Source organism: Halorubrum aethiopicum (genome assembly GCF_001542905.1).
Classification (GTDB): Archaea; Halobacteriota; Halobacteria; order Halobacteriales; family Haloferacaceae; genus Halorubrum; species Halorubrum aethiopicum.
On the sequence record NZ_LOAJ01000001.1, the window covers coordinates 1,978,954 to 2,003,077 of the forward strand.

At 70.7% G+C, this 24,124-nt stretch carries 26 protein-coding genes; 20 read left to right on the forward strand and 6 right to left on the reverse strand.

The window, feature by feature from the left end:
* Positions 1-145 precede the first annotated feature (145 nt).
* The gene (locus AXA68_RS09340; protein ID WP_066415743.1) at positions 146-1,312 is read right to left on the reverse strand and encodes a dihydropteroate synthase; all 1,167 of its coding nucleotides are present in this window, start codon (positions 1,310-1,312) and stop codon (positions 146-148) included.
* A 456-nt stretch (positions 1,313-1,768) separates the two neighbouring features.
* On the opposite strand from AXA68_RS09340, the gene AXA68_RS09345 reads away from it, so the two are divergent.
* From AXA68_RS09345 to AXA68_RS09365, 5 genes are all read left to right on the forward strand, one after another.
* Complete coding sequence (locus tag AXA68_RS09345; RefSeq protein ID WP_066415745.1) at positions 1,769-2,221, forward strand: SHOCT domain-containing protein; 453 nt, start codon at positions 1,769-1,771, stop codon at positions 2,219-2,221.
* 138 nt (positions 2,222-2,359) lie between these two features.
* Positions 2,360-2,968, forward strand: coding sequence for a hypothetical protein (locus AXA68_RS09350; protein WP_066415746.1), 609 nt, complete (start codon positions 2,360-2,362; stop codon positions 2,966-2,968).
* Positions 2,965-3,810 (forward strand): RNA methyltransferase, encoded by an 846-nt coding sequence (locus tag AXA68_RS09355; protein ID WP_066415748.1) that lies wholly within the window; start codon positions 2,965-2,967, stop codon positions 3,808-3,810. Before AXA68_RS09350 ends, AXA68_RS09355 begins: the two co-directional genes overlap by 4 nt.
* On the forward strand, positions 3,807-4,505 hold the full coding sequence (locus AXA68_RS09360; protein ID WP_066415750.1) for an AzlC family ABC transporter permease: 699 nt from the start codon (positions 3,807-3,809) through the stop codon (positions 4,503-4,505). The genes AXA68_RS09355 and AXA68_RS09360 overlap by 4 nt, the downstream gene beginning before the upstream one ends.
* Positions 4,502-4,858: an AzlD domain-containing protein gene (locus AXA68_RS09365; RefSeq protein WP_066415753.1), complete on the forward strand. Its 357-nt coding sequence runs from the start codon at positions 4,502-4,504 to the stop codon at positions 4,856-4,858. The genes AXA68_RS09360 and AXA68_RS09365 overlap by 4 nt, the downstream gene beginning before the upstream one ends.
* Before the next feature lie 22 nt (positions 4,859-4,880).
* Here AXA68_RS09365 and AXA68_RS09370 read toward each other — a convergent pair whose 3' ends face one another.
* The 3 genes from AXA68_RS09370 to AXA68_RS09380 form a co-directional block, all read right to left on the reverse strand.
* Positions 4,881-5,252 carry a hypothetical protein gene (locus AXA68_RS09370; RefSeq protein ID WP_066415755.1) on the reverse strand — a complete coding sequence of 124 codons (372 nt, stop codon included), beginning with the start codon at positions 5,250-5,252 and terminating at the stop codon, positions 4,881-4,883.
* 48 nt (positions 5,253-5,300) lie between these two features.
* On the reverse strand, positions 5,301-5,609 hold the full coding sequence (locus AXA68_RS09375; RefSeq protein ID WP_066415758.1) for a hypothetical protein: 309 nt from the start codon (positions 5,607-5,609) through the stop codon (positions 5,301-5,303).
* 81 nt (positions 5,610-5,690) lie between these two features.
* Complete coding sequence (locus AXA68_RS09380) at positions 5,691-7,616, reverse strand: aldehyde ferredoxin oxidoreductase family protein (protein ID WP_066415765.1); 1,926 nt, start codon at positions 7,614-7,616, stop codon at positions 5,691-5,693.
* Positions 7,617-7,819: 203 nt separating this feature from the next.
* On the opposite strand from AXA68_RS09380, the gene AXA68_RS09385 reads away from it, so the two are divergent.
* The 3 genes from AXA68_RS09385 (at position 7,820) to AXA68_RS09395 (ending at position 9,972) form a co-directional block, all read left to right on the forward strand.
* Complete coding sequence (locus AXA68_RS09385) at positions 7,820-8,281, forward strand: VanZ family protein (RefSeq protein WP_066415768.1); 462 nt, start codon at positions 7,820-7,822, stop codon at positions 8,279-8,281.
* 60 nt (positions 8,282-8,341) lie between these two features.
* Positions 8,342-8,800 carry a hypothetical protein gene (locus AXA68_RS09390; protein WP_066415776.1) on the forward strand — a complete coding sequence of 153 codons (459 nt, stop codon included), beginning with the start codon at positions 8,342-8,344 and terminating at the stop codon, positions 8,798-8,800.
* 77 nt (positions 8,801-8,877) lie between these two features.
* Positions 8,878-9,972: an archaeosine biosynthesis radical SAM protein RaSEA gene (locus AXA68_RS09395; protein ID WP_066415778.1), complete on the forward strand. Its 1,095-nt coding sequence runs from the start codon at positions 8,878-8,880 to the stop codon at positions 9,970-9,972.
* 39 nt (positions 9,973-10,011) lie between these two features.
* Here AXA68_RS09395 and AXA68_RS09400 read toward each other — a convergent pair whose 3' ends face one another.
* Positions 10,012-11,406 (reverse strand): MFS transporter, encoded by a 1,395-nt coding sequence (locus AXA68_RS09400; RefSeq protein ID WP_232745096.1) that lies wholly within the window; start codon positions 11,404-11,406, stop codon positions 10,012-10,014.
* Between the two features lie 220 nt (positions 11,407-11,626).
* Between AXA68_RS09400 and AXA68_RS09405 the strand changes: the two genes are divergently transcribed.
* From AXA68_RS09405 to thiM, 12 genes are all read left to right on the forward strand, one after another.
* A complete protein-coding gene (locus AXA68_RS09405; RefSeq protein ID WP_080505296.1) occupies positions 11,627-11,977 on the forward strand; it encodes a DUF2209 family protein in 351 nt (116 codons plus the stop codon).
* Positions 11,978-12,057: 80 nt separating this feature from the next.
* On the forward strand, positions 12,058-13,344 hold the full coding sequence (gene hflX / locus AXA68_RS09410) for a GTPase HflX (protein WP_066418500.1): 1,287 nt from the start codon (positions 12,058-12,060) through the stop codon (positions 13,342-13,344).
* A 93-nt stretch (positions 13,345-13,437) separates the two neighbouring features.
* On the forward strand, positions 13,438-14,202 hold the full coding sequence (locus AXA68_RS09415) for a response regulator (RefSeq protein WP_066415784.1): 765 nt from the start codon (positions 13,438-13,440) through the stop codon (positions 14,200-14,202).
* Between the two features lie 84 nt (positions 14,203-14,286).
* The gene (fen, locus tag AXA68_RS09420) at positions 14,287-15,264 is read left to right on the forward strand and encodes a flap endonuclease-1 (RefSeq protein ID WP_066415787.1); all 978 of its coding nucleotides are present in this window, start codon (positions 14,287-14,289) and stop codon (positions 15,262-15,264) included.
* A gap of 185 nt (positions 15,265-15,449) precedes the next feature.
* A complete protein-coding gene (locus AXA68_RS09425; RefSeq protein ID WP_066415790.1) occupies positions 15,450-16,346 on the forward strand; it encodes a complex I NDUFA9 subunit family protein in 897 nt (298 codons plus the stop codon).
* A gap of 178 nt (positions 16,347-16,524) precedes the next feature.
* Positions 16,525-17,703 carry a tubulin/FtsZ family protein gene (locus AXA68_RS09430; protein ID WP_198530047.1) on the forward strand — a complete coding sequence of 393 codons (1,179 nt, stop codon included), beginning with the start codon at positions 16,525-16,527 and terminating at the stop codon, positions 17,701-17,703.
* 10 nt (positions 17,704-17,713) lie between these two features.
* Positions 17,714-18,370 (forward strand): 2-phospho-L-lactate guanylyltransferase, encoded by a 657-nt coding sequence (gene cofC, locus AXA68_RS09435; protein WP_066415796.1) that lies wholly within the window; start codon positions 17,714-17,716, stop codon positions 18,368-18,370.
* Between the two features lie 71 nt (positions 18,371-18,441).
* Positions 18,442-19,179: a DUF6498-containing protein gene (locus tag AXA68_RS09440; RefSeq protein ID WP_066415798.1), complete on the forward strand. Its 738-nt coding sequence runs from the start codon at positions 18,442-18,444 to the stop codon at positions 19,177-19,179.
* A gap of 143 nt (positions 19,180-19,322) precedes the next feature.
* Positions 19,323-20,495 (forward strand): 7,8-didemethyl-8-hydroxy-5-deazariboflavin synthase subunit CofG, encoded by a 1,173-nt coding sequence (gene cofG, locus AXA68_RS09445; protein ID WP_066418503.1) that lies wholly within the window; start codon positions 19,323-19,325, stop codon positions 20,493-20,495.
* A 104-nt stretch (positions 20,496-20,599) separates the two neighbouring features.
* Positions 20,600-21,460 carry a mechanosensitive ion channel family protein gene (locus AXA68_RS09450; protein ID WP_066415801.1) on the forward strand — a complete coding sequence of 287 codons (861 nt, stop codon included), beginning with the start codon at positions 20,600-20,602 and terminating at the stop codon, positions 21,458-21,460.
* Positions 21,461-21,754: 294 nt separating this feature from the next.
* Positions 21,755-22,405: a thiamine phosphate synthase gene (thiE, locus tag AXA68_RS09455; RefSeq protein WP_066415804.1), complete on the forward strand. Its 651-nt coding sequence runs from the start codon at positions 21,755-21,757 to the stop codon at positions 22,403-22,405.
* A complete protein-coding gene (thiM, locus tag AXA68_RS09460) occupies positions 22,395-23,258 on the forward strand; it encodes a hydroxyethylthiazole kinase (protein ID WP_066415806.1) in 864 nt (287 codons plus the stop codon). The genes thiE and thiM overlap by 11 nt, the downstream gene beginning before the upstream one ends.
* A 62-nt stretch (positions 23,259-23,320) precedes the next feature.
* On the opposite strand, the gene AXA68_RS09465 is transcribed toward thiM, so the two are convergent.
* Entirely contained in the window at positions 23,321-24,103 is a 783-nt protein-coding gene (locus AXA68_RS09465) for an SDR family oxidoreductase (RefSeq protein WP_066415808.1), read from the reverse strand.
* Between the last annotated feature and the right edge of the window lie 21 nt (positions 24,104-24,124).

The following is a 24,124-nucleotide window of genomic DNA, read 5'->3' on the forward strand; positions in this document are numbered from 1 at the left end:
GGGGACCGACCCGTCGGGACGGCGCTGCCGCTCGCGGTGGTGAATATGGTATGGGCCGAAGTGGCACAGAGTACCCCTACCCGCGTGCCCCTTCGGCGTCCGGTTGAAGCGTTGTCCACACGACGGCATAAACTTTCTCTTACTTCTAGGTGTCGCCGATCGTCGAGAGAGCGGCGTCGAGCGCCTCCGAAACGCCGTGAACGGCCGCCACGGCCGACGAGAGACCGTCGGCCGTACCGACGAGGACGCCTCGGCTCGTCTCTCCCCTCTCGCCGTCTCCGTCGTCTCCCCGACCGACCGCGAAGGCGGCGTCGCCCTCGTTCGTGGCCGCCCGGAGCGCGCCGACGGCCTCCGGCGACAGCCCCGACAGCTCGTAGGTGTGGACGACGGTCTCGTCGGCGACCTCGCGGGAGACGCCGAGTCGGTCGAGGTGGCGCTCGGCCTCTCGGACCGTGGTCACGTCCAGTTCCTCGACCGCCACTGGGCCGTCGCGGCGCGGGCGTCTCCTGGCGAACGCCTCGCCGATCAGCGCCGCGTCCCGCGTCTCGGCCACGTCGTGGGTGCGGATCACGTGCGCGCCGCGCTCGACCGCCATCGAGGTGGCCGCCAGCGAGACGGGGAGCGCCTCCTCGGTGGTGCGGCCGGCGATGGTCTTGAGGAAGCTCTTGCGGTTGATCGAGACGAGGAGCGGCCGGCCGTAGCCGCGGAACTCCCGGAGCCGGCGGAACGTCTCGCGGTCGTCGGCGTGGGTCTTGGCCTCCGACCAGCCGCCGAAGGCGGGATCGAGGATCGTCTTGTCGGTGAAGCCGTTCATCGAGAGCGCGTCGTAGATGTCGTCGACGTCCTCGATTGCGCCCGGGCGTTCGAGGTCCGGCGGCGAGGCCATCTTCGAGACGGCGGCGTCGTGTTCGCGGCAGACGCGGGGCATCTCCGGGTCGGCGAACCCGCAGACGTCGTTGACCATGTCGAACCCGCGCGAGAGCGCCTCGTCGGCGACCTCGTGGTACCGCGTCTCGATCGACCAGACCGCGTCGCCCGAGGTGGATTCGAGCGTCTCGACCGCGACGTCGAGCCGTTCCAGCTCCTCCTCCGCGGAGAGCACGTCGAGGTCCTTGTTCGCGGACTCGAGCCCCACGTCGACGATGTCGGCCCCCTCGCCGATCAGCTCCTCGTCGACGTACTCGGCGGCCTCGCCGGGGTCGTCGTACACGCTCGGGTCGTACGGCGACTCCGCCGAGACGTTCAACACGCCCATGATCCGGGGCGGGTGGTCGTCGCCGATCCCGAGGCCCGCGGCGTCCACGTTTCGCATACCGGATCGAGGGTCGCGACTCTTAAAGCCCGCCCGGAACCGGCGGGCGAGGGGACCGACGATCCGCCGCAACGACCGATTGCGGTGGCGCGCCGGTGAGCGGGTCGGAGGCCCGCGAACCGCCCGCGAGGGACGCGACGAACGGTGAAACCGTGAGTCGCGAGGCTGGGGAGGCGTGAGGTGCGGTCGCGGTTGGGTGGGACTCGAAGGGGCAGTCGCGAGGGCGAAGGTGGCCGAAGTAAGCACTGGAAGGAGTGAGAGGAGCGAACGACTGAAGCGCGCAGCGAGGCCCCCGAGTCCTTGCGACTGGGGTTTTGGAGGTGTGCATCGCAGTCACGTTTTCAGCAGCGTACAGCCGAGCGACTGGGGCTTTGGACGTGTTCACCGCGTCAGCAACGACACCCACCTATGGATCCGACGGCACCGTTTTGTACGATTCCGGTGAAACGCGATAGTATGACCGACTCGTCCCCGCTCGAGCGCGCGAGAGAGAACGCGACCGAGATCGCCTCGACCGTGGTCACGGGCGTCTGGCTGGTCGCGCTCTTCCTCGACTTCGGGTGGTGGCTCCCGCTCATGCTGTTCGGCTACGTCGTGGTCGTCCCGGTGGTCTCGATGCTCTTCGACGAGGAGGAAGAGGAAACGGACGACGCGACGGAGACCGCCACGGAAACCGCACGCGAGGACACGAGAGCCCGAGGGATCGACGAGGACGGCGTCACCGGGGGCAACGCCGACGCGATCGACCGCCTCCGAACCCGGTACGCGGAGGGCGACCTGACCGACGAGCAGTTCGAGCGCAAGCTGGACAAGCTGCTCGAGACGGAGACGCCGGAGGACGCGGCGGAGTGGCGGAAACGTGAGCAGGAACGAGACCGGGAGCGCGCGCTCGACCGGGACCGGTCCTGACGGCTCGGGAACCGTCCGCCGCGTTCCGTTTCGGACACCTCTCCGCCAGCGCCTCCCCAGCGACCGCGGGTCCGCCGAGTACCGGAACCGCGGGCCCGGAAGGACGCGCTTTTATCCGCGCCGCGACAAGCCGCGGACATGGCGAAAGTGAGCATCGGCCTCCGCGGTTGGCGGTTCGACGAGGAGGTGATCATCTCCGAGGACGGGGAGTTGAAGCCCCTCGAGGAGATCCCCGAGGAGCCGAGAGAGCGGCTCGTGCGGCTCGTCGGGCTCGTCGAGGAGCCGTGTGACGTCTGTTATCTCGAGTACGGCGAGGAGGAGGTCCACCGCAGCAAGGAGGCGGAGATCGTCTACGGCGAGCCGGGCGGGGAGGTGCTGCTCTGTCCCGACCACGAGCCCGACTTCATCTACTGGTTCCGCGAGGCCGGCGGCAGCGACCACAAGGGCAGCCAGGAGTTCGGCGACCAGTTCCACGAGTGGGTCGCCGCCGGCAACGAGGCTCCCGACGGCTACGCGTCGGTCGAACACGTCGAGGAGGACCCCGAGGGGCTCCCCGACCTCCCGGACCAACACGAGGTCCAGAAGCGCCTCGAGCAGAACTTCGAGGGCGAGCGGATCGACATCCGAGCGCTCGCCGGCGAGACGTCCGACGACGAGGACGCGGACGCCGAGGACGACCGCCTCAGCGAGGAGGACTTGGCCGACTCCGACGTCGACCTCTCGACGGAGTACCCATCGAACCGATGAGCGAGGGAGACGCGAACGACGCGAAAGACGCGAACGACGCGGGAGGGGAGGGAGCTCCCGACGAGAGCTCGACCCGCCGGAAGCCGGTCGTGGTCGTCGTCGAACCCGAGACGCCGGGCAACGTCGGCACCATCGCGCGGGCGATGAAGAACTTCGGGCTCTCCGACCTCAAGCTGGTCGATCCCCCCGAACTCGACGAGGACGGCGAGGCGTACGGCTTCGCCGGCCACGCCCGCGAGGACGTGCTGCCGAACGCCGACGAGGTGACCTTCGAGGAGGTCGTCGAGAACTACCACACCGTCGGCACCACCGCGATCACGGGCGAGGACGACCGACGCCACGAGCGCTGGCCGTTCAAGACGCCCGAGGAGTTGCGGGAGTCGCTCGCGACCGTCGACGCGCCGACCGCGATCGTCTTCGGCCGCGAGGGCCGCGGGCTCAACAACGAGGAGCTCTCGCGGCTCGACGAGGTGTGTTCGATCCCCGCCGCCGACGACTACCCCGTGCTCAACCTCGGGCAGGCGGCGACGGTGCTCCTCTACGAGCTCCGCGACCTCACCGTCGAGGAGACGCAGCTTCCCGACACCGCGGTCACCCGCGCGCCGGAGGAGGACGTGGAGCGGCTCCACGACCTCTTCGGCGACTTCCTCGCGGCGACGGGCCAGCGCGAGCACCGCCGTGAGAAGAACGAACTGTTGTTGCGTCGGCTGCTCGGCCGCGCGCACCCGACCGAGCGGGAGGTCCACTCGCTCCTAGGGACCGTTCGGAAGGCGACGACGAAGCTGGAACACGCCGACTACCTCGCCGCCAAACACGACGAGCCGGCCTACCCCCGCGAATGACCCGGACGGACGGGGACGTGATCCACGAGGACCTGGCCGCCGGCGTGCGCGACGTGACGCCGCTCATGCTTGGGATCGTCCCGTTCGCGCTCGTCGCCGGGATCGCCGCCGTCGACGCCGGGCTCACGCTCGCGGAGGCGGTCGGCCTCTCGGTGATCGTGTTCGCGGGCGCGTCCCAGCTCGCCGCGATCGACCTCCTCGGGTCGAACGCGCCGCTCGCGGTCGTGATCGGCACGGCGGTCGTGATCAACCTCCGGATGATGATGTACTCCGCGTCGATCGCGCCGTACTTCGCCGACTACGCCCGTCGGACGCGGGCCGGGCTCGCGTACCTGCTCACCGACCAGGCGTACGCGCTCTCGATCGCCGAGTACGAGCGGAACGACGACCGCAGCCGCTGGCGCTACTACCTCGGGGCGGCGGCGTCGCTGTGGGTCGTCTGGCAGATCGGGACGGTCGTCGGCGTCGTCGTCGGCGCGGGCGTCCCCGACGCGTGGGGGCTCACCTTCGCCGTGCCGCTCGTGTTCCTCGCGCTCCTGGTCCCCGCGATGAAGGACCGACCGACGACGGTCGCGGGGGCCGTCGGCGGCTCGGTCGCGGTCGTCGCCGCCGGGCTCCCGCTCAACCTCGGCCTGCTGGTCGGCGCCCTATTCGGGATCGCCGCCGGGATGGTGACGGAGGTGACGGCGTCGTGACGGGCGGGCTCGGCGCGGTCGTCAGCGACCCGCGCGTCTGGGCGGCCATCCTCGTGATCGGGACGCTCACCTACGGGATCCGGCTCTCGTTTATTCACCTGTTCGGCCGGATCGACGAGGTCCCGGCGCGCGTCAGGCGACCGTTGCGGTACGTCCCGCCCGCGGTGCTGGCGGCGCTCGTCCTCCCCGATCTGGTGACGGTGGGACCCTCGGTCGCCGCGACGCTTCTCGACGAGCGCCTGCTCGCCGGGGTCGTCGCCGGCGCGGTCGCGTGGCGGACGGAGAACGTGTTCGCGACCATCGCGGCCGGCATGGGCGCGCTGTGGCTGCTCCGGTTCGTCGTCCTCGCGTGAACTGCCCCGATCCCGGATCCGCTCACGCCGAGAACCGCTCGGGATACCGCCGTGCGAGGAGGAGGACGGCGACGCCGCAGACGACCGCGACCCCGACCGCGCTCTCCGCGCTCACGAACGGACGAGCCGGCGGCATGGAATACGACACCGCGGCCGCGGCGAGCAGCGCGTAGCCGACCGCGGAGCAGCCGAGGAGAACGGGACGCAGGCCGTGACGATCCCAGAGGCGGACCCACGTCACCACGCCCGCGACCGCGCCGGCGACGACGCCGACGGGAAGTCCGACGAGCGCCGAGAAGGCGATCCTGGCGGAGAGCAGTTCGGTGAGGAGCGCGGCGACGACGAGAAACGTCGTCAGCGCGGTTCCCACTGTCGCGACGGCGCGTCCGGTCATACCGCCGAGTTCGCCGCGATCGAATATAAACCGTCCCGCCGAGGGCGGCTACCGCTCGCGCTCCGTGAGACGGTTCGGCTCCGTCCCGCTCGACGCGTCGCGGTCGGCGGATCGATCCGACTCGCGCTCCTTCGCGTCGGCGACCCGCTGGGCGGCGTCGGCGACGGCATCGAGGACGGCGAACGTCCGGTACGAGAGGTACGCGCCCGCCGTCAGGGATCCGGCGACCAGGACGGCGAGGAGCAGTTCCGCGACGATCAGGACGCCGTACACGAGCACGAGGAGACCCAGGGCGGCGAGGGTCGCCCCGACTCGAGTGCGCAACGCCTCGGAGGGAGAGAGCGGATCGTGGACCATGCCGGCGGCTACCGCGGCCGGCTACTTAAAAACTGAAGGCGGGTGATCCGTCGCGCGGCGGTCGCCGGATCGCTCGTCGGATCAGTCGTCGGCGGGTGCCGCCGAGTCGCCGGCGGAGACGCCCGTTCCGGGGCCGATGTCGATCCCGAGCTCGTCGAGCTTCTCGTCGGGGACGACGCCGTCGACCCAGCCGCGGTGCTCGTAGTACTCCTCCTTCATCAGGTCCAGTTCGGCGAGTTCGCCCTCGCTCGCGCCCTGGCCGGGGATCGCGTCGGGGTGGCCCTCCACGAACCGGCCGGGGAGGCTGTCGTCCTCGCCGTCGAAGCCCGCGAGGTTGTTGAAGTACCGTTCGAGGTTGTAGATCCGCTCGCCCGCCTCGAACAGGTCGTCCTCCGTCACGTCGCGGCCGGTCATGCCGCTGTACTGGAGGACGTACTCCTCTATCCCCTCCGCGAACGCGTTGAACTTGCAGATGTCGAAGGAGTCGGAGATCGCGTGGAGGTCCTGGAAGGTGGCGGTGAGCTCGCCTTTGCCCTCCCACTCGTAGGGATCGACCTTCTCCGGGATCCCGAGGATCTCCGCCGCGGGCGTGTACCCGCGGAGGTGACACGCACCGCGGTTCGAGGTGGCGAACGCGATCGCCATCCCCTTCATACAGCGCGGGTCGTACGCCGCGATGCTCTGGCCCTTGACCGAGAGCTTGTTGTCGTGGGCGTCCTTGCGCTCGCCGATCCGATCGGGGCCCTCCGCGAGGAGGTCGCCGAGTTCGGTCGAGCGGTTGCCGATCTCGTCGATGAGGTCGATCATCCGCTCGGAGTCGCCCCAGTCGATGCCGACGTCGAGTTTGCCCTCCTCGGTCATCTCCATCGCCATCGCCATCGTGTTGCCGACCTCGATGGTGTCGACGCCCACGTCGTTACACCGCTCGAGCATCAGGGCGATCTCGTCGCGGTCGGTGTGTCCCGAGTTCGGGCCGAGCGCCCACGCGGACTCGTACTCGTACGACTCCGTGCGGACGTTCATGTCCTGGCCCTTGTGGTGGAGCTGGACCTCGACCTCCTTCTTACACGCCACGGGACAGGAGTGACACGTCGGCTCGTCGACGAGGATGTTCTCGCGGACGTTCTCGCCGGAGACGCGCTCGGCGTCGACGTCGATCCCCTCGGTGCCGTTGTACGACTCCGTGGAGGTGTACTTCGCGTTCTTGGTGGGGAGTCCGTCCATCTCCTCGGTCGCGTTCATCAGGACGTTGGTGCCGTACATCGAGAGCCCGCCCTCGTTGGGCGCGGTGACGTCCGACTCCCGGATGACCTCCATCGCCTGCTGGTACCCCTCCTTGAACGTCTCGGGATCGGCCGGCTTCGGCATGTCCGTGCCGCTCTTCACGACGACCGCCTTCACTCCCTTCGAGCCCATCACCGCGCCGGTGCCGCCGCGGCCCGAGGCGCGGTCGTCCTCGTTCATCACGCAGGCGTACCGGACGCCGTTCTCGCCGGCCTGCCCGATCGCCATCACCGAGAGGTTCTTGCCGACCGACCCCTCGACCTCCTCGCCGAGCTCGTCGATGGTGTCGTGGACGCCTTTCCCCCAGACGTGGGAGGCGTCGCGGATCTCCACGTCGCCGTCCTCGACGACGAGGTAGACGGGGTCGTCGCTCGCGCCGTCGAGCAGGATGCCGTCGAGCCCGGCCCACTTGAGCCGCGCGCCCGACCAGCCGCCGTGATGCGAGTCGGTGACGGTCCCCGTCAGCGGGGACTTCGTCACCAAGGCGATCCGGCCGCTCATCACGGTCTGGGTGCCCGTCAGCGGCCCGGTCATGAACGCCAGCCGGTTCTCCGGGCCCATCGGGTCGACGTCGGGGCCGGCGTCGAAGACGTACTTGACGCCCAGCCCGCGCGCGCCGATGTACTTCTCGGCGTCCTCGTCGTCGATCCCGCGGTACTCGACCGCTCCGTCGGTGAGATCGACCTGTGCAACTCGGTCTCTGTAGCCGCCCATTTCGGTCATGTAATGCTCTTTCGTTATATACGGTCCAGAGCGTGTTAGGCCTTCACGTGAGACGGAAACCGAAACCGGTTACGCCCGCACGCGAGTCGCCGGCGCGGAGCGGCGCGCGATCCCACCCGCGAACGATCGCTGACCGACCGACCGCCGAGCGACGGACGGGTCCACCGAAGCACGTAACCGCCCGGGCGGGGAACCACGCCTCCGTGAACGCTCCTCGTTCCCCCACGAGCGACCCGGTCTCCGACGATCCGCCGGAACGCACCGCGTGGGACCGGTGGCGGCCGGCGGTCTCGTTCGCCGCGCTCGTGGTCGTCGCGTCGGTCGTCCCGGTTCCCGGAGGCGGGGGCGGCGGTGGTCTCGGAGCCGGCGGGAGCGGCGGCGTCGCGGGCGTCGTCGGCCTCACCGACCCGTTCCACCTCGTCGGCTACGCGGTCCTCGCGGCGCTGTCGGCGCGCGCGACGGGTCGCGACGGCCGCGGGCTGCTCCTCGCGGCCACGCTCGCCGTCGCGGTCGGTTTCGGCGTCGAACTCCTCCAGACCGCGGTCCCGTGGCGGACGTTCGCGTGGCGGGACTCGCTCGTCAACGCGGTCGGGGCGGCGGCGGGCGTCGTCGCCGTCGCGGTGCGGTCCGCGCGCGGCGCGGTCGGGGCCGCCGAGCGTCGATGAGGCGGATCCAGGGACGCCGATGGAGAGAATATTTGTGACGGGCAGAGAGAAGTCCCGGCCATGGTCCCCACCCAGCTGACCGTCCTCTCCGCGTTCGCCGCCGTCGTGTTGTTCGCCTGGTCGCCGCTCCTGGCCGTCGAACGGCTCCGCGCGCTGTTCGTCTGGCCGACGCGCACCCTCCTCGCGAACTACCTCGTCGTCGGGGCGGTCGTGGTCGTGGTTCAGGTCCTCTCGTACTTCGTCGTGGCCCTCCTCGTCGCCGGCACCGGCTCCGTCACGGGCGGCGAGGCGGCCGGGATCGTCGCGGGCGTGATCGCCGCGAACGTCCTCGTTCCCGGCGCGGCGGCGGTCGCCTGCCTGCGGTTTCTCCCCGACCGTGGGGTCTGGACGCCCGACTCGTCCGCCGGCGTCGGTGGCCGCGTCGCGCTCGCGGTCGGCGTGGGCTGGTACGCGGTCGTCGCGTCGGTCACCTTCCTCGCGTTCGCGCTCGGGATCATGCTCGTGAACCTCCCGACGTGATCGCCGACCCGCCGGCGTGAGCGTCACCCTTCCGACGTGACGACACGGCTTTACGCGCTCGGCCGCTTCCCCCGCCAATGAGCCAACCGAGCCCCGAGGCCTACGAGCAGGGGCGCGGCATGGACGCGCACAACGCGGTCATGCGCGACATCCGCGCCGAGCGCTCGGAGACGTACGACCCGACGGAGCCGACCAGGGTCTGGATCGACGAGGACAACACCCCCGACGGGGTGGTGAACTCGCTCACGATCATCTTAAACACCGGCGGCTGCCGCTGGGCCCGCGCCGGCGGCTGTACGATGTGCGGCTACGTCGCCGAGTCCGTCGAGGGCGGCAGCGTGAGCCACGAGGACCTGATCACCCAGATCGAGGCCTGCTTGGAACACGAGCGCGAGAACGCCGCGGAGCCCGCCGAGCTGATCAAGATCTACACTTCCGGCTCCTTCCTCGACGAGCGCGAGGTCCCGGCGGAGACGAGGCGGGCGATCGCGGAGACGTTCGCCGACCGCGACCGGATCGTCGTCGAGTCGCTGCCGGACTTCGTGAGTCGGGAGAAGATCGGCGACTTCGCCGACCACGGGATCGCGACCGACGTGGCGGTCGGGCTCGAGACCGCGACCGACCGCGTCCGGCGCGACTGCGTCAACAAGTATTTCGACTTCGCGGACTTCGAGGACGCCTGCGCCGAGGCGGCCGCCGCGGACGACGCCTTCGACGCCGACGTGGGCGTCAAGGCGTATCTCCTCCTGAAGCCGCCGTTCCTCGCGGAGCCCGAGGCCGCCGCGGACATGGTCGACTCGATCCGCCGGTGTGCCGCCGTCGAGGGCTGTCACACCGTCTCGATGAACCCGACCAACGTCCAGCGGTACACCATGGTCGACGAGCTGTTCTTCGAGGGCGGCTACCGCCCGCCGTGGCTCTGGACGGTCGCGCACGTGCTCGAGGAGACCGCCGATGTCGACGCCATCGTCGTCTCCGACCCGGTCGGCCACGGCTCCGACCGCGGCGCGCACAACTGCGGCGAGTGCGACGACCGGGTCCAGACCGCGATCAAGGACTTCGACAAACGCCAGGACCCGAGCGTCTTCGATCAGGTCTCGTGTGCCTGTGAGGACACCTGGGAGGTCGTCATGGCGGAGGAGACGAGCTACAACATGCCGCTGGCGCGGTAGCGGGGCTCAGGGGCCCGTCCGGGCGGAGATCGCCCGAACTCACTCGTCGCCCGTCGGCGTCTCGGTCGCCCCGGATTCCGTCGGCGGACTCTCGGTCGGCGACTCCTCGGCCGGGTCGGTCGCGGCCGCCGCGGTCGATTCGGTCGTCGCGGAGTCGGCGTTCCGGCGCACCCGTCGCCCGAGCAGGTGGACGAGGACCGCGCCGACGAGCACCAGCGCGCCGGAGGCCGCGAAGCCCAGTTCGTAGCTCGCGGCGGCGAGTCGGCCGCCGATCACGCTGCCTGCGGCTCCGGCGAGCGCGCTCAACGCGGCGTACACGCCGAGCGCCTCGCCGCGAACGGAGAGCGGCGCGAGCCGGGTCACGAGCGTTCCGGCGGTGACCGCGATCACGGCCCAGGTGAGTCCGACGAGTCCGAACACGGCCCCCATCCCGAGATAGCCGAGCGTCGAGACCCCGAGCGCAACCCCGACGACGGCGACGAGCGGGAACGCGATCCCCCGCGCCGTGAGCCCCACGACCTGTATCGACATCGGGTCGCGCCGTCCGGAGAGCTCCCCGACCCGCTCGAAGAACGCCGCCGAGGCGACGCTGCTGACCAGGTAGAGACCGAACACCCCGTCCGACCCGACGCCGACGTCCGTGAGGTACGCCGGCAGCGGCGCGAAGAAGGCGGCGAAGCCGGTGAAACACAGCGAAAGCGCGCCGAAGTAGAGCGCGAGCGTCGGGGTGAAGCGGTCGGCGATCCGTTCCGGGTGGAGCCGCCGGAAGTCCGCGCGACCGACGGCGAACGGGAACGTCGCCGCCCGGACGCTGAAGCGATTCGCCTGCCGGAGCGCGCGTCGGAGCCGCCGGGGCGACACGTCCGCCGACTCGGCGTCGGGCGGGAGCCACCGGACCGAGGCGAGGAGGCCGACGCCCGCGACGGCGGCCAGCGCGAGGATGAGCCCGTCCACGCCGCTCCCGCCGCCGAGGCGGGCCGCGACCCCGGTCCACACCGCACCGAGGAGCAGCCCGAGCGCCCAGCCGATCCCCTGGTACTCGTTCAGCTCGCCGATCCGCGCGCTCCACTCGGGTTCGGGCGCGCCGGCGACCGCGAGCAGGGTGACGACGGGCGTCGCGGACGCGGAGGCGAACCAGACGACGCCGTTGGCGGCGATCACGGCCGGAATCGACTCGAGGGCGGGGAGGAGCCCGAGCGTCGCCGCGAGGAGCGCGAGCGCGGCGAGCACGAACCCCCGTCGCCGTCCCGTTCGGTCGGCGAGCCGACCGAAGACGAGCGCGCCCGGAACCCCGACCGCCGCCGCGACCGCGGCGAGGGTGCCGAGCGTGGCCGCCGACCCGCCGAGTTCGACGACGTACAGCGGAACGACGAGCGACGCGCCCCCGAAGGCGACCGACGCCAGCCCCCACGCGTACAGCCACGACTTCGACATACGTGTCACCACGCGTCCGGGGACACATAACTCGGGCGGGCGGCGCGGTTCGGGCGGACGGCACGGTTCAGGTGGCGGCGCGGTTCGAGCTGAAGGAACGATCCGGTCGGGAACTTCAAGCCGAGGGGGGACCTACGCCGCGGTATGGTTCGAGCGCTCGCGGCCGGAACGCACGCAACCGAGGTGGACGGCACCCGTCCCTGAGGTCGTCGGCGTCGACATCAGCGGCCGCCACGAGGAGGACGGCGAGTACCTGATGGTCGCGGCCGCGGTCCACGCCGCGATCGACTCCAGCCGGATCCGCTCGATCGAGGGGATCGGGTTCGCCAGCGCGCGCGAGGGACCGACCCTGGAGGCGACCGTCGAACTCGTCGCCCGGGCGGTGGGGAACCTCCCCGAGCCGCCGGCGTGCCCGATCGTCTCCGAGCACGGCGAGTTCTACGAGGAACCCGCGGAGCGGATCGGGTTGAGCTTCCAGCCCGAGTTTAAATACGTCGAGAGCATAGGCGAACGCGAAACAGTGCAGGCCGCACACCACGCTGCGTACGCCGCTCGGGGGCTGCTCCTGTGACGGGGGACCCCGATCGGCCGAGCCCGACGGACCGAGCGGATCGAGGAGCCGGAGGCGGGGAGCCGGGCGACCGCCGGGCGATCGTCGCGAAGCGCGTCGACGCCGGCGACGCCGACCTGACCGAGATATCCCGGCTCGCGGAGGCCGCGGGCTACGAGGTCGTCGGCGGACTCACACAGACCCGCACCGAGGACGCCGCGTTCATGTTCGGGGAGGGGAAGGTCGCGGAGCTCCGCGACCTCGTCCGCGAGCGCGACGCCGACTGCGTCGTGATCGACAACGACGTGGGACCCTACCAGACGTTCAACATCGGCGGGAAACTGCCCGAGGGCGTCGAGGTGATCGACCGCTTCACGCTCATCCTCGAGATCTTCGGCCAGCGCGCCAACACGCGGAAGGCGCAGCTCCAGGTCGAGCTGGCGGAGCTGCGGTACGAGCTTCCGCGCGCCGAGGCCAAAGCCAGCCTGGCGAAACGCGACGAGCGCCCCGGATTCATGGGGCTCGGCGAGTACGACGAGAGCGTCGAGCGCGACATCAAACGCCAGATCTCCGAGATCCGCGACGAGCTGGAGTCGATCGCGGAGAAGGAGCAGGCCCGCCGCGAGCAGCGCCGCGATTCCGGGTTCGACCTCGTCGCGCTCGCGGGCTACACCAACGCGGGCAAGTCGACGCTGATGCGCCAGCTGGCCGCCGAGCTCGACGTCGACGAGAACGAGGACCGCCACCCGGACTTGGCGCGGACCGCCGAGTCCGAGGACATGCTGTTCACCACGCTCGGCACGACCACCCGGCGGGCGGAGATGGAGAAGCGGGACGTCCTCTTGACGGACACGGTCGGGTTCATCGCGGACCTCCCTCACTGGCTCGTCGAGTCGTTCGAGTCGACGCTGGACTCGGTGTACCGCGCGGACCTGGTGTTGCTCGTCGTGGACGCGAGCGAGCCGGTCCCGGAGATGCGCGAGAAGCTCGTGACGAGCCACGACACGCTCTACGAGCGCAACGAGGCCCCCATCGTCACCGTCTTCAACAAGATCGACCGGCTCGAGCCCGGCGAGCTGGCGGACAAGCGCGCCGCGCTCTCCGGGCTCGCGCCGGACCCGGTCGCCGTCTCGGCGCGGACGGGTGCGGGCGTCGCGGAGCTTCGCGACCGGGTGGAGGCGGAGCTCCCGGAGTGGGAGCGCGAGCGCCTGATGTTGCCCGTCTCCGACGACGCGATGAGCCTCGTCTCGTGGGTCCACGACCACGCGCACGTCGACGAGGAGACGTACGCGGACGAACACGTCACGCTCGCCTTCGAGGCCAAACCGTCCATCGTCTCACGCGCGCGTGCGAAGGCGGCGGAGCTGGCCCCGGCGAGTTCGACGTAGCCGGTTCGGTCGCCGACGCCGCGGTTCGATCGCCGTTCGATTCGGCGGGGGAATCACCACAACACATAATTGCTCGTTATTCCATGCTATCCCATGCCGAACCCGATCCGGGTCCTGTGTGTCGACGACGACCCGGAGTTCGCGGATCTGACGGCGACGTATCTCGAGCGCAGGAACGACCGGTTCGCCGTCGAGACGGTGACGAGTCCCGAACGGGGACTGGACCTGATCGAGGACGACCCGCCCGACTGCGTCGTCTCGGACTACGAGATGCCGGGGATGAACGGGATCGAGTTCCTCCGGGCGGTCCGGGAGGAGCATCCGGACCTGCCGTTCGTCCTCTACACGGGCAAGGGCAGCGAGGAGGTCGCGAGCGAAGCCATCTCGGCCGGCGTGACCGACTACCTCCGAAAGCAGTCCGGCACCCACCAGTACGCCGTCCTGGCCAACCGCGTGAGTAACGCGGTCGACCAGGCCCGCGCCGAGCGCCGACTGCGGGAGGAGCGCCGGCGGTTTCAGCTCCTGTTCGAGCGGCTCACCCAGCCGACCGTCGAGGTCGAGTACGAGGACGACGAGCCGATCGTCAGACGCGTCAACCCCGCCTTCGAGGAGGTGTTCGGCTACGAGGCGTCCGAGATCGTCGACGACTCCCTCGACGCCTACATCGTTCCGCCGGGCGGAGAGGAGGGGGCCTCGCGGATCAACCGGCGCGTCCAGGCCGGCGGCGGCCTCGAATCGGTGGAGGTCGTGCGCCGCACGGCGGAGGGTGACCGAGAGTTCCTCCTCCAGAACGCGGTGTACGACGACGGTTCCGGCGGGTTCGCCATCTACACCCACGTGACCGGTCGGAAGCCGTGAACGGAGATCGGTCGGCGGGCGGCGGGCCCCGTCCTCGACGCCGGTCTCGACCGTTTAATACGCCGGGCGGCGTTCGGAGGGACAATGGGAAACGCGGACCTACGCGACCTCGCGTCGATACGGGAGGTCGCCTTCGAGGAACTGGAGGGGAGCGTCGTCGCCGTCGACGCGCACAACTGGCTGTACCGCTACCTCACGACGACGGTGAAGTGGACGAACGACGCCGCCTACACGACCCCCGACGGGACCGAGGTCGCCAACCTGATCGGGGTCGTCCAGGGGCTCCCGAAGTTCTTCGAACACGACCTGACGCCGGTGATGGTGTTCGACGGCGAGGTGACCGAGATGAAGGCCGACGAGGTGGCCGACCGCCGGGAGAAACGTGAGCGCGCCGAAAAGCGGCAGGCGGCCGCGGCCGAGCGCGGCGACGCCGTCGAGGCCGCCCGCCTCTCCGCGCGGACCCAGCGGCTCACCGACACGATCCAGGAGACGACCCGGGAGCTGTTCGCGCTGCTCGACGTGCCGGTCGTCGAGGCCCCCGCCGAGGGGGAGGCGCAGTGCGCCCACATGGCCGCGACGGGGAGCGTCGACCACGCCGGCAGCGAGGACTACGACACCCTGCTGTTCGGCGCGCCGACGACGCTCCGGCAGCTGACGAGCAAGGGCGACCCGGAGCTGATGGACCTGGAGGCGACGCTCGCGGACCTGGAACTCGACCGCGAGGGGCTCGTCGACGTCGCCATGCTGTGTGGCACCGACTTCAACGAGGGCGTCCGCGGGATCGGGCCGAAGACGGCGGTGTCGGCGGTGCGCGAACATGGCGACCTGTGGGCCGTCCTCGAGGCGCGCGACGCCTCGATCCCGAACGCCGAGGCGGTCCGCGAGTTCCTCCTCGACCCGCCCGTCTCGGACGCCGACTTCGATCCGGCGATCGAACCGGACGTCGAGGCCGCGCGGGCGTACGTCGTCGACGAGTGGGGGGTCGACGCCGACGAGGTCGCCCGCGGGTTCGAGCGCATCCGGGAGTCGCAGGTCCAGACCGGGCTCGACCGCTGGACGTGAGATCGGGCTCGATGACGGGGTGAGACCGGGCTCGATCGGGCGTGGCGTGATCGGACTCGCCTCCCCGCGTCACCCTCGCGACCACGTTTCCGTCGCACCGCGTATCATGCTCCTCGTTGACACGTGTCGTCCGGGCGTCTGACGCCGCGGTAGGTTTACGTTCGTTCCTCGCCAATCGGGAGGATATGAAGGTCCTGGTAGCCGGCGGAACCGGTTTCATCGGGTCGTACCTCTGTCGCGCGCTCGCCGAGGACGGCCACGAGGTGACCGCGATGTCGCGGTCGCCAGCGGAGATCCCTGAGGGGGTCGACTCCGCCGTCGGCGACGTCACGGCGTACGACTCCATCGCGCCCGCGGTCGAGGGTCACGACGCGGTGGTGAACCTGGTCGCGCTCTCGCCGCTCTTCGAGCCGAAGGGCGGCAACGTGATGCACGACCGGGTCCACCGTGCCGGGACGGAGAACCTCGTCCGGGCGGCCGAGGAGGCGGGTGCCGACCGGTTCCTTCAGATGAGCGCGCTCGGGGCCGACCCCGACGGCGACACCGCCTACATCCGGGCGAAGGGAGAGGCGGAGGAGATCGTCCGGGAGAGCGACCTCGAGTGGACGGTGTTCCGGCCCTCGGTCGTCTTCGGCGAGGGCGGCGAGTTCGTCTCGTTCACGAAGCGGCTCAAGGGGATGTTCGCGCCGGGCGTCCCGCTGTACCCGCTTCCCGGCGGCGGCAAGACGCGGTTCCAGCCGATCCACGTCGAGGACCTCGTCCCGATGCTCGCGGCCGCCCTGGAGTCCGACGAGCACGTCGGGGAGGTGTACGAGGTGGGCGGCCCCGAGACGCTGACGCTCCGGGAGGTGACGGACCTCGTCTACGAGGCCGAGCGCAAGGGAGTCACGATCGTCCCGCTGCCGATGCCGGTGGCGCGACTCGGGCTTGCGGTGTTGGGTGCGGTTCCGGGGTTCCCGATGGGGAGCGACCAGTACCGGTCGTTGAAGTTCGACAACACGACCGCCGACAACGACGTGGGCGCGTTCGGCGTCGACGCCTCGGAGATGACCACGCTCGCGGCGTATCTGGGGGTCGAATGACCGCGATCCCCTCCCCGAGCGTCGAGACCGCCGCCGCGGCGATCTCACGGGGATCGCCCGACCCGGCGGGGACGTTCGGGAACCGACGACCCGTGTGGATCTCAGGACTGGTAACGCCATCAGAAGCCTTATGGTCCAGATCCCACTCTGGTCGTTTCAAAGACGGAGGGAGTTCAACATGAAACTGGCAATGATCGGATTCGGACAGGCGGGTGGGAAAGTCGTCGACAAGTTCCTGGAGTACGACAAACGGACGGGTTCGGAGATCGTGCGCGCCGCCGCGGCGGTGAACACGGCCAAGGCCGACCTCATGGGGCTCGAACACGTCCCCGAGAGCCAGCGCGTGCTCATCGGGCAGTCCCGGGTGAAGGGGCACGGCGTCGGCGCGGACAACGAGCTCGGCGCGGAGATCGCCGAGGAGGACATCGACGAGGTACAGGGCGCGATCGACTCGATCCCGGTCCACGAGGTGGACGCGTTCCTCGTCGTGGCGGGGCTCGGCGGCGGCACCGGCTCGGGGGGCGCGCCGGTGCTCGCGAAACACCTCAAGCGGATCTACACGGAGCCCGTCTACGGGCTCGGCGTGTTGCCGGGGAGCGACGAGGGTGGCATCTACACCCTGAACGCGGCACGGTCGTTCCAGACGTTCGTCCGCGAGGTGGACAACCTGATGGTGTTCGACAACGACGCCTGGCGGAAGACGGGCGAGTCCGTCCAGGGCGGCTACGAGGAGATCAACGAGGAGATCGTCCGGCGCTTCGGGATCCTCTTCGGGGCGGGCGAGATCCAGCAGGGCCAGGAGGTCGCGGAAAGCGTCGTCGACTCCTCGGAGATCATCAACACGCTCTCGGGCGGCGGCGTCTCCACGGTCGGCTACGCCGAGGAGGAGGTCGAGGAGCGCAGCTCCGGCGGCCTGCTCTCGCGGCTCCGAAAGGACGACGGCGGCGACGAGCTCGACAGCGCACACACCACCAACCGGATCACGAGCCTCGTCCGCAAGGCGGCGCTCGGCCGGCTCACGCTCCCCTGTGAGATCGAGGGCGCGGAGCGGGCGCTGCTCGTGCTCGCGGGCCCGCCGGAGTACCTCAACCGGAAGGGCATCGAGCGCGGCCGCAAGTGGCTCGAAGAGCAGACCGGCTCGATGGAGGTCCGCGGCGGCGACTACCCGTACCGCGGCGCAGGCTTCGTCGCGACCGTAATCTTGCTCGCGGGCGTCACGAACGTCCCGCGGATCAAGGAGCTCCAGGAGGTCGCCATCGAGGCGCAGGACAACCTCGACGAGATCCGCGAGGAGAGCGACGAGAACCTCGACAACCTCGTCAGCGACGACGGCGACGAGCTCGAGTCGCTGTTCTAGGCGCGGCCGGATGGAGGTCCTCGTCCCCTTCTCCGCCGACCGACCGAAATCGCGGCTCGCGGACGCCCTCTCTCCCTCCGAGCGGGCCGCGTTCGCGCGGGCGATGCTCGCCGACGTGCTGACGGCGGTAGTCGACGCCGGCGGCGACCCGCGACTCCTCGCCACGGACGCGTTCGACCCGACCGACGAGCCGACGGTCCCTCTCGATCCGCCGGTCGTCGTCGACGACCGACCGCTCACCGAGGCGGTCAACGCCGTCCTCGAGGAGCGTCGACCGGGCGAGGAAGTCGGCCCGCTCGCGGTCGTGATGGCCGATCTCGCGCTCGCGACCCCCGAGACGCTCGACCGGCTGTTCGCGGCCGGCCGCGAGGCCGACGTCGCGATCGCCCCGGGCCGCGGCGGCGGCACGAACGCCCTCGTCGCTTCCCACCCGGAGTTCCGGGTGGACTACCACGGCGCGTCGTACCTCGACCACCGGCGGATCGCGGCCGATATCGGCGCGGAGCTCGCCGCGGTCGACTCCCACCGGCTCGGTACCGACGTCGACGAGCCCGGCGACCTCGCGGAGGTGCTGATCCACGGCGAGGGTCGCGCGGCGACGTGGCTCCGAGAGGCCGGCTTCGCGCTCGACGCGTCCGGCGGTCGCGTGACGGTCGTTCGGGAGTGAGTGTCCACGCGCTCGCCGCCGCTCGGCCGATACCGACAAGTGAGCGACGGCCCTTCCACACGCCGGAAGACATGCCGGAGAGTGTCGAAGGGACGTCGTCGGACGCGTTCGGGGTCGCACGGGACGACCTCTCCGTCCTCGTCACGCACCTGTTTCTCGTCGTCGGGATCGTGTTCTTTCGCTGGAACCTCGGCGAGATCGTGCTCGTCTACCTGGTCGACGTTGCGGTCACCCTCGTCCTGTTCGGGACCGCGGCACTCTTCGCGGCACGGCCGATCGAGGACGGCGAAGCCGAGAAGTGGCGGGAGGAGCCGACCCCGATCGAGATAGCTCCGTTCCTCCCGCCGCTGTACGGGAGGAACGTCCGACTGGTCGCGAGCGAACTGTTCAGGGGCGGGTTCTTCCTCTGTTTCTTCGCCGCGATAGCGCTGTCGCTCTTCGATTGGACGCTCTCGTCGCTGCGTTCGACGTCGATCGGCGTCACGGTACTCGCCGTCTGCGGCTCCCAGCTGGCGCGCGTCTGGCGACAGTGTATCGCGGGCGAGTCGTACCGAGACCGGTCGCCGGCGGACGCGATCGGACTCGCGCTACGTCCGATAGGCCGACTGATCGTTATCGCGCTGTACGTCGTCGCGCCGGTCACCGCCGCGCTCGGGGTCACCTTGATCCTCCTGCTCGACGTCGAGTCGACGGCGGCCCTCCCGTACGGGGACACCATCGTACTGCTGGCGTACGTCGTCCCCGTCGGAGCCGCAAGCGTGTGGCTGCGGAACGACCGGTTCGAGGTCGGGCTCCAGTATAAGAGCTGAACCACACGATCGCCGCCGGCGAATCTCGACGGTGCCGGCGAAGCGTAAGCGTCGGACTACGCCGACCACCCGTAACCGAATCCGGTATCTTCGAGGGATCCGCAACCGCGATCCTTTTTGAACGCCGACCGCGAGTGACGGTCGTGTTCGCCGGAGCGGACGGGTACGGGATCGACGTCGACGTCGACGATCGGGCGGTCGAGCGGCTGCTCTCGATCGGCCCCGCCGACGTCGACGCCGCGGACCGGCTCACCTTCGCCCGGAACGTCTTCGTGCCGCTGACGACCGCCTGCCGGTACACCTGTACGTACTGTACCTACTACGACGTGCCGGGCGAGGCGTCGCTGCTCTCGCCCGAGGAGGTGCGCGAGCGGTGCCGGGTCGGCGCGGACGCGGGCTGTACGGAGGCGCTTTTCACCTTCGGCGACGAGCCGGACGACCGCTACACGGCGATCCACGAGACGCTCGACGAGTGGGGGTTCGACTCGATCCACGACTACCTCCACCGGGCCTGCGAGATCGCCTTGGAGGAGGGGCTCCTCCCGCACTCGAACCCCGGCGACCTCACCGAGGAGACGTTCCGTGACCTGCGGGAGGTGAACGCGTCGATGGGCGTGATGCTGGAGACGACCGCCGACGTCGACGCTCACAGCGGGGGTCGACGGAAGACGCCGGGTCAGCGGCTGAACACGATCCGGGCGGCGGGTCGGCAGGGCGTCCCGTTCACGACCGGGATCCTCGTGGGGATCGGCGAGGGGTGGCGGGACCGCGCGGAGAGCCTGCTCGCGATCCGGGCGCTCCACGAGCGGCACGGCCACGTCCAGGAGGTCATCGTCCAGAACGTCGTCCCCAACGAGCGGTCGGACTTCGCGAAGCCGGATCTGGAGACGATGCGGCGGGTCGTCGCGATGGCGCGGGCCGCGTTACCCCCCGAGGTGTCCGTCCAAGTGCCGCCGAACCTCTCGCCCGCGGCCGACCTCGTCGACTGCGGGATCGACGACCTCGGCGGCGTCTCCCCCGTCACCGACGACTACGTCAACCCGCAGTACGCGTGGCCCGATCTCGACGGACTCCGGGCGGTCGCCGACGCGGGAGAGATTCCGCTCCGCGAGCGACTCCCGACGTACGCCAGGTACCTTCCCGAGGGCGTTCGGCCTCCCGGCGTCGAACCGGCACCCGCCCCGGAGAACCGCGACGCGTGGATCCCGCCCGCGGTCGCGGACCGGATCCGCGCCGACGACGTCCACGGCCGGCGGTTCCGGGCGGTCGCCCGCGACGACGGGCCGCTCGACCCGCGACCGGCGCGCGGCGACTGAGGAGGAGTCGCCGCGAGCGACCGCGATGGCGGATCCCGATCCGGCGGCGATAAACAACTGCGCTGCCAGTAGCTTCTTTAAATACCCATCCGAATGGGTGGACGATGGTACCACTTCAGTTCGGATTGTCGGGGATCGCGGCGGCGATCGCGGGGTTCCTGTTCACCGCGTTCCTGTTCGTCGCCGGCTTCGTCGCGGTGTTGTTGCTCGGGAAGGTCCTCTTCGTGCCGGGCGTGGAGCGAACGATCGAGTCCCGAGGGCTGGACGAGGCGGTGAAGAGCCTGGGCTCGAGCGTCGCGAACGCGGTCGTCTGGGTGGCGGCGGTCGCGATCGGGTTCACGCTCGCGGGGTACGGGGCGTTCCTCTCGGCGTTCGCCGTCTTCGGCGGCGCGATCGCGCTCGCGGTCGGGTTCGCCGCACAGGACCTGCTGGGGAACTTCGTCGCCGGCGTCTTCATCCTGAAGGACAAGCCGTTCGAGGTCGGGGACTGGATCGAGTGGGACGGCAACGCGGGCCGCGTCGAGGACATCGACCTGCGCGTCTCGCGGGTCCGCACCTTCGACAACGAGCGGGTCACGGTCCCGAACGGGGACCTGGCGAACAACGCCGTCACGAACCCCGTGGCCTACGAGACGCTCCGCCAGAAGTTCGTCTTCGGCATCGGCTACGACGACGACATCGCCCAGGCGACGGACATCATCGTCGAGAAGGCCGAGGCGCACGCGGAGATACTCGACGACCCCGCCCCGTCGGTTCGCGTGGTCGAGCTCGGCGACTCCGCCGTGGGGCTCCAGTCGCGCTGGTGGATCGACGAGCCCGACCGCGGCGACTTCGTCCGAGTGCGCTCGGAGTACGTCACCGCGGTGAAGGAGGCGTTCGACGAGGCCGGCATCGACATGCCGTACGTCCACCGGCAGCTCACCGGCAGCGTCGAGGTCATCGAGGACGTCGCGGACGGCGAGTAGCGTCGTCCGAACCTCGGTCCCCGCCCCCTCCGTCTCGGTCCCCGCCCCCTCCGTCTCGGTCCCCGCTCCCTCCGTCTCGGTCCCCGCTCCCTCCGTCTCGGTCCCCGCTCCCTCCGTCTCGGTCCCCGCTCCCTCCGTCTCGGTCCCGCGTTCTCCGGTCGGTTTCGCCCTCGGTCCCCGTTCTGTTCCGTTCCGTTCCGTTCCCCTCACCCCCATCCCGTTCCGTTCCCGGCGGCACCTTCCTCCCGTCGGCTTCCCGCAATCGTTTTGGGCGACCACCGAAACGTACAACCGATGAATACACGCTCGGATCCGTCGTCGTGGCGAACGTATCTCGTGACGGGGGCGGAGCACTCGGCGGGCAGGGAGACGCCGACGATCGTCGCCGACGCGCTGGCCGGCGGGATCGACGTCGTCCAGCTCCGCGAGAAGGGGACCGACGCGCGGAGTCGCTACCACCTCGGCCGCCGCCTCCGCGAGCTGACCGCGAACGCGGACGTTCCCCTGATAGTCAACGACCGCGTCGACCTCGCGGCGGCGGTCGACGCCGACGGCGTCCACCTGGGACAGTCCGATCTACCGGTCGAGGTCGCCCGCGAGCGGTTGGGTTCCGACGCGATCGTCGGCGTCTCGGCGTCGACCGTCGCGGAGGCGACGGCGGCGGTCGACGCGGGCGCGGACTACCTCGGCGTCGGGGCCGTCTACGGAACGGACTCGAAGGACGTCTCCGGCGACCGCGACGGGATCGGGACCGAGCGGATCGCCGCGGTCGCCGACGCGGTCGACGTGCCCGCGGTCGGGATCGGCGGGATCGACGCGGGGAACGCGGCGAGCGTCGTCGAGGCCGGCGCGGCCGGCGTGGCGGTCGTCTCGGCGATCACGGCCGCCGAGGACCCGCAGGCCGCGACCGAGTCGCTCCGGGAGGTGGTCTCCGATGCCCGATGAGCAGGACCCGGCTACCGCCCTCGACGCCGACTCCCTCCGCCGGACGCTGTCCGCGGTCGGCGAGACGGCGCCGCTCGTCCATCACCTCACGAACGACGTGACGACGAGCGAGACGGCGAACGTCACCCTTCACTGGGGCGGACTCCCGGTGATGGCCGACGCGCCGGCCGAAGCGGGCGACATGGCCGCCGGCGCGGACGCGGTCGTGGTGAACACCGGCACGGCCGATCGGGCCGACGTCGACGCGATGATCGACGCCGGTCGGCGGGCGAACGAGGCGGACGTTCCGGTGGTTCTCGACCCGGTCGGGTACGGCGCGACCCCACACCGCGTCGAGTCCGTCGGTCGACTGCTCGACGCGGTCGCGTTCGACGTCATCAAGGGGAACGCCGGGGAAGTCCGCGGGCTCGCTGGGGAGGAAGCGACGGTCAGGGGCGTCGAGTCCGTGGGCGAGGCGTCGGGCGTCGCGGACGCCGCGACCGCGCTCGCGGCCGAAACCGGCGCCGTCGTCGTGGCGTCCGGACCGACGGACGTCGTCGCCGACGCGGACGGGAGCGCGTACGAACTCGCGGTCGGCCACGAGCGAATGGGCTCGTTCGTCGGCTCGGGATGTATGCTCGCGAGCACGCTCGGGACGGTCGCGGCGACGTCCCGCGGGAGCGACGCGCCCGTCGGGACGACGACGGAGGCGGCGCTGGTCGCGACGACGGCGTACGGACTGGCCGGCGAGCGCGCGGCCGAGACGAACCCGCCCGGACCGTCGAGCTACCGAACCGCGTTCATGGACGCGGTGGCGGCGACGGCCGCGGACCCGCCGGCGGTCGGCGTCGACGATCGCATGTCGCGAGTCTGATTCTCGACGCGAGCGGGGCTCTCTACCCGATCGGAACTCCCCATCAGACGCGGGCAGCGGACCTACCGCGTCGCCTTCTTCCACTCGCGGAGCCCGACGCGCTCGCCGTCGACGTCCTCGGCCGGCGCGTCGGTCGCGGCCCAGACGAAGAGCGGCGCGACGCTGTCGGGGTCGCGGGCGCGCTCCATGCCCGTGAGGTCGGTGGCGACGAGCCCCGGGTCGACGACGCCGACCGTCGCGTCGAGGTCGGCGGCGAAGCCGCGAGCGACCGCCTCGGCGGCGGCCTTCGAGACGGCGTACGCGCCCATTCCGGCCTTGGACTCGTGGGCGACCGACCCGGAGGGGACGAGGACGCGCGCGTCGTCGGCGAGGTGCGGGATCGCCTCGCGTACCGTGGCGAACACGCCGCGGGCGTTCGTCCGAACCGCGTCGTCGAACTCGCGGTAGCCGACCTCGTCGGTCGGCGACTCGCCCGGCGCGCCGTGGAAGACGGCCGCGTTGGCGAGGACGACGTCGACGGGGCCGGCCTCGCGGGCGACGCGCTCGAAGAAGCGCTCGAGGTCGAACTCGTCGCGGACGTCGACGCGAGCGCCCCACGCGGTGCCGGCGGGGTCGGGGTCGGAGGGACCGGCGTCGGCCGCCGCCTCGTCGCCGACCCCGACGGCGTCGTCGGAGGCGGTCGCTCCGTCCCGGCTCGTCTCCCCGTTCAACTCGGCGACCGTCCGGTCGACGGCCGCGCCGTCGCGGCCGGAGACGGCGACGAACGCGCCCGCGTCGACGAACGCCTCCGCGACCGCCCGCCCGATCCCGCTCGTTGCCCCGGTGATCGCGACCGTCCGTTCCATCGGGGATCTATAGGGAGGGGT

What these genes read in the sequence shown, in the direction of transcription:
- AXA68_RS09340 (WP_066415743.1), bottom strand. Translation starts at nt 1,312, where the DNA reads ATGCGAAACGTGGACGCCGCGGGCCTCGGGATCGGCGACGACCACCCG.
- AXA68_RS09345 (WP_066415745.1), top strand. Translation starts at nt 1,769, where the DNA reads ATGACCGACTCGTCCCCGCTCGAGCGCGCGAGAGAGAACGCGACCGAG.
- AXA68_RS09350 (WP_066415746.1), top strand. Translation starts at nt 2,360, where the DNA reads ATGGCGAAAGTGAGCATCGGCCTCCGCGGTTGGCGGTTCGACGAGGAG.
- AXA68_RS09355 (WP_066415748.1), top strand. Translation starts at nt 2,965, where the DNA reads ATGAGCGAGGGAGACGCGAACGACGCGAAAGACGCGAACGACGCGGGA.
- AXA68_RS09360 (WP_066415750.1), top strand. Translation starts at nt 3,807, where the DNA reads ATGACCCGGACGGACGGGGACGTGATCCACGAGGACCTGGCCGCCGGC.
- AXA68_RS09370 (WP_066415755.1), bottom strand. Translation starts at nt 5,252, where the DNA reads ATGACCGGACGCGCCGTCGCGACAGTGGGAACCGCGCTGACGACGTTT.
- AXA68_RS09375 (WP_066415758.1), bottom strand. Translation starts at nt 5,609, where the DNA reads ATGGTCCACGATCCGCTCTCTCCCTCCGAGGCGTTGCGCACTCGAGTC.
- AXA68_RS09380 (WP_066415765.1), bottom strand. Translation starts at nt 7,616, where the DNA reads ATGACCGAAATGGGCGGCTACAGAGACCGAGTTGCACAGGTCGATCTC.
- AXA68_RS09390 (WP_066415776.1), top strand. Translation starts at nt 8,342, where the DNA reads ATGGTCCCCACCCAGCTGACCGTCCTCTCCGCGTTCGCCGCCGTCGTG.
- AXA68_RS09395 (WP_066415778.1), top strand. Translation starts at nt 8,878, where the DNA reads ATGAGCCAACCGAGCCCCGAGGCCTACGAGCAGGGGCGCGGCATGGAC.
- AXA68_RS09400 (WP_232745096.1), bottom strand. Translation starts at nt 11,406, where the DNA reads ATGTCGAAGTCGTGGCTGTACGCGTGGGGGCTGGCGTCGGTCGCCTTC.
- AXA68_RS09415 (WP_066415784.1), top strand. Translation starts at nt 13,438, where the DNA reads ATGCCGAACCCGATCCGGGTCCTGTGTGTCGACGACGACCCGGAGTTC.
- fen (WP_066415787.1), top strand. Translation starts at nt 14,287, where the DNA reads ATGGGAAACGCGGACCTACGCGACCTCGCGTCGATACGGGAGGTCGCC.
- AXA68_RS09425 (WP_066415790.1), top strand. Translation starts at nt 15,450, where the DNA reads ATGAAGGTCCTGGTAGCCGGCGGAACCGGTTTCATCGGGTCGTACCTC.
- AXA68_RS09430 (WP_198530047.1), top strand. Translation starts at nt 16,525, where the DNA reads ATGAAACTGGCAATGATCGGATTCGGACAGGCGGGTGGGAAAGTCGTC.
- cofC (WP_066415796.1), top strand. Translation starts at nt 17,714, where the DNA reads ATGGAGGTCCTCGTCCCCTTCTCCGCCGACCGACCGAAATCGCGGCTC.
- AXA68_RS09440 (WP_066415798.1), top strand. Translation starts at nt 18,442, where the DNA reads ATGCCGGAGAGTGTCGAAGGGACGTCGTCGGACGCGTTCGGGGTCGCA.
- AXA68_RS09450 (WP_066415801.1), top strand. Translation starts at nt 20,600, where the DNA reads ATGGTACCACTTCAGTTCGGATTGTCGGGGATCGCGGCGGCGATCGCG.
- thiE (WP_066415804.1), top strand. Translation starts at nt 21,755, where the DNA reads ATGAATACACGCTCGGATCCGTCGTCGTGGCGAACGTATCTCGTGACG.
- thiM (WP_066415806.1), top strand. Translation starts at nt 22,395, where the DNA reads ATGCCCGATGAGCAGGACCCGGCTACCGCCCTCGACGCCGACTCCCTC.
- AXA68_RS09465 (WP_066415808.1), bottom strand. Translation starts at nt 24,103, where the DNA reads ATGGAACGGACGGTCGCGATCACCGGGGCAACGAGCGGGATCGGGCGG.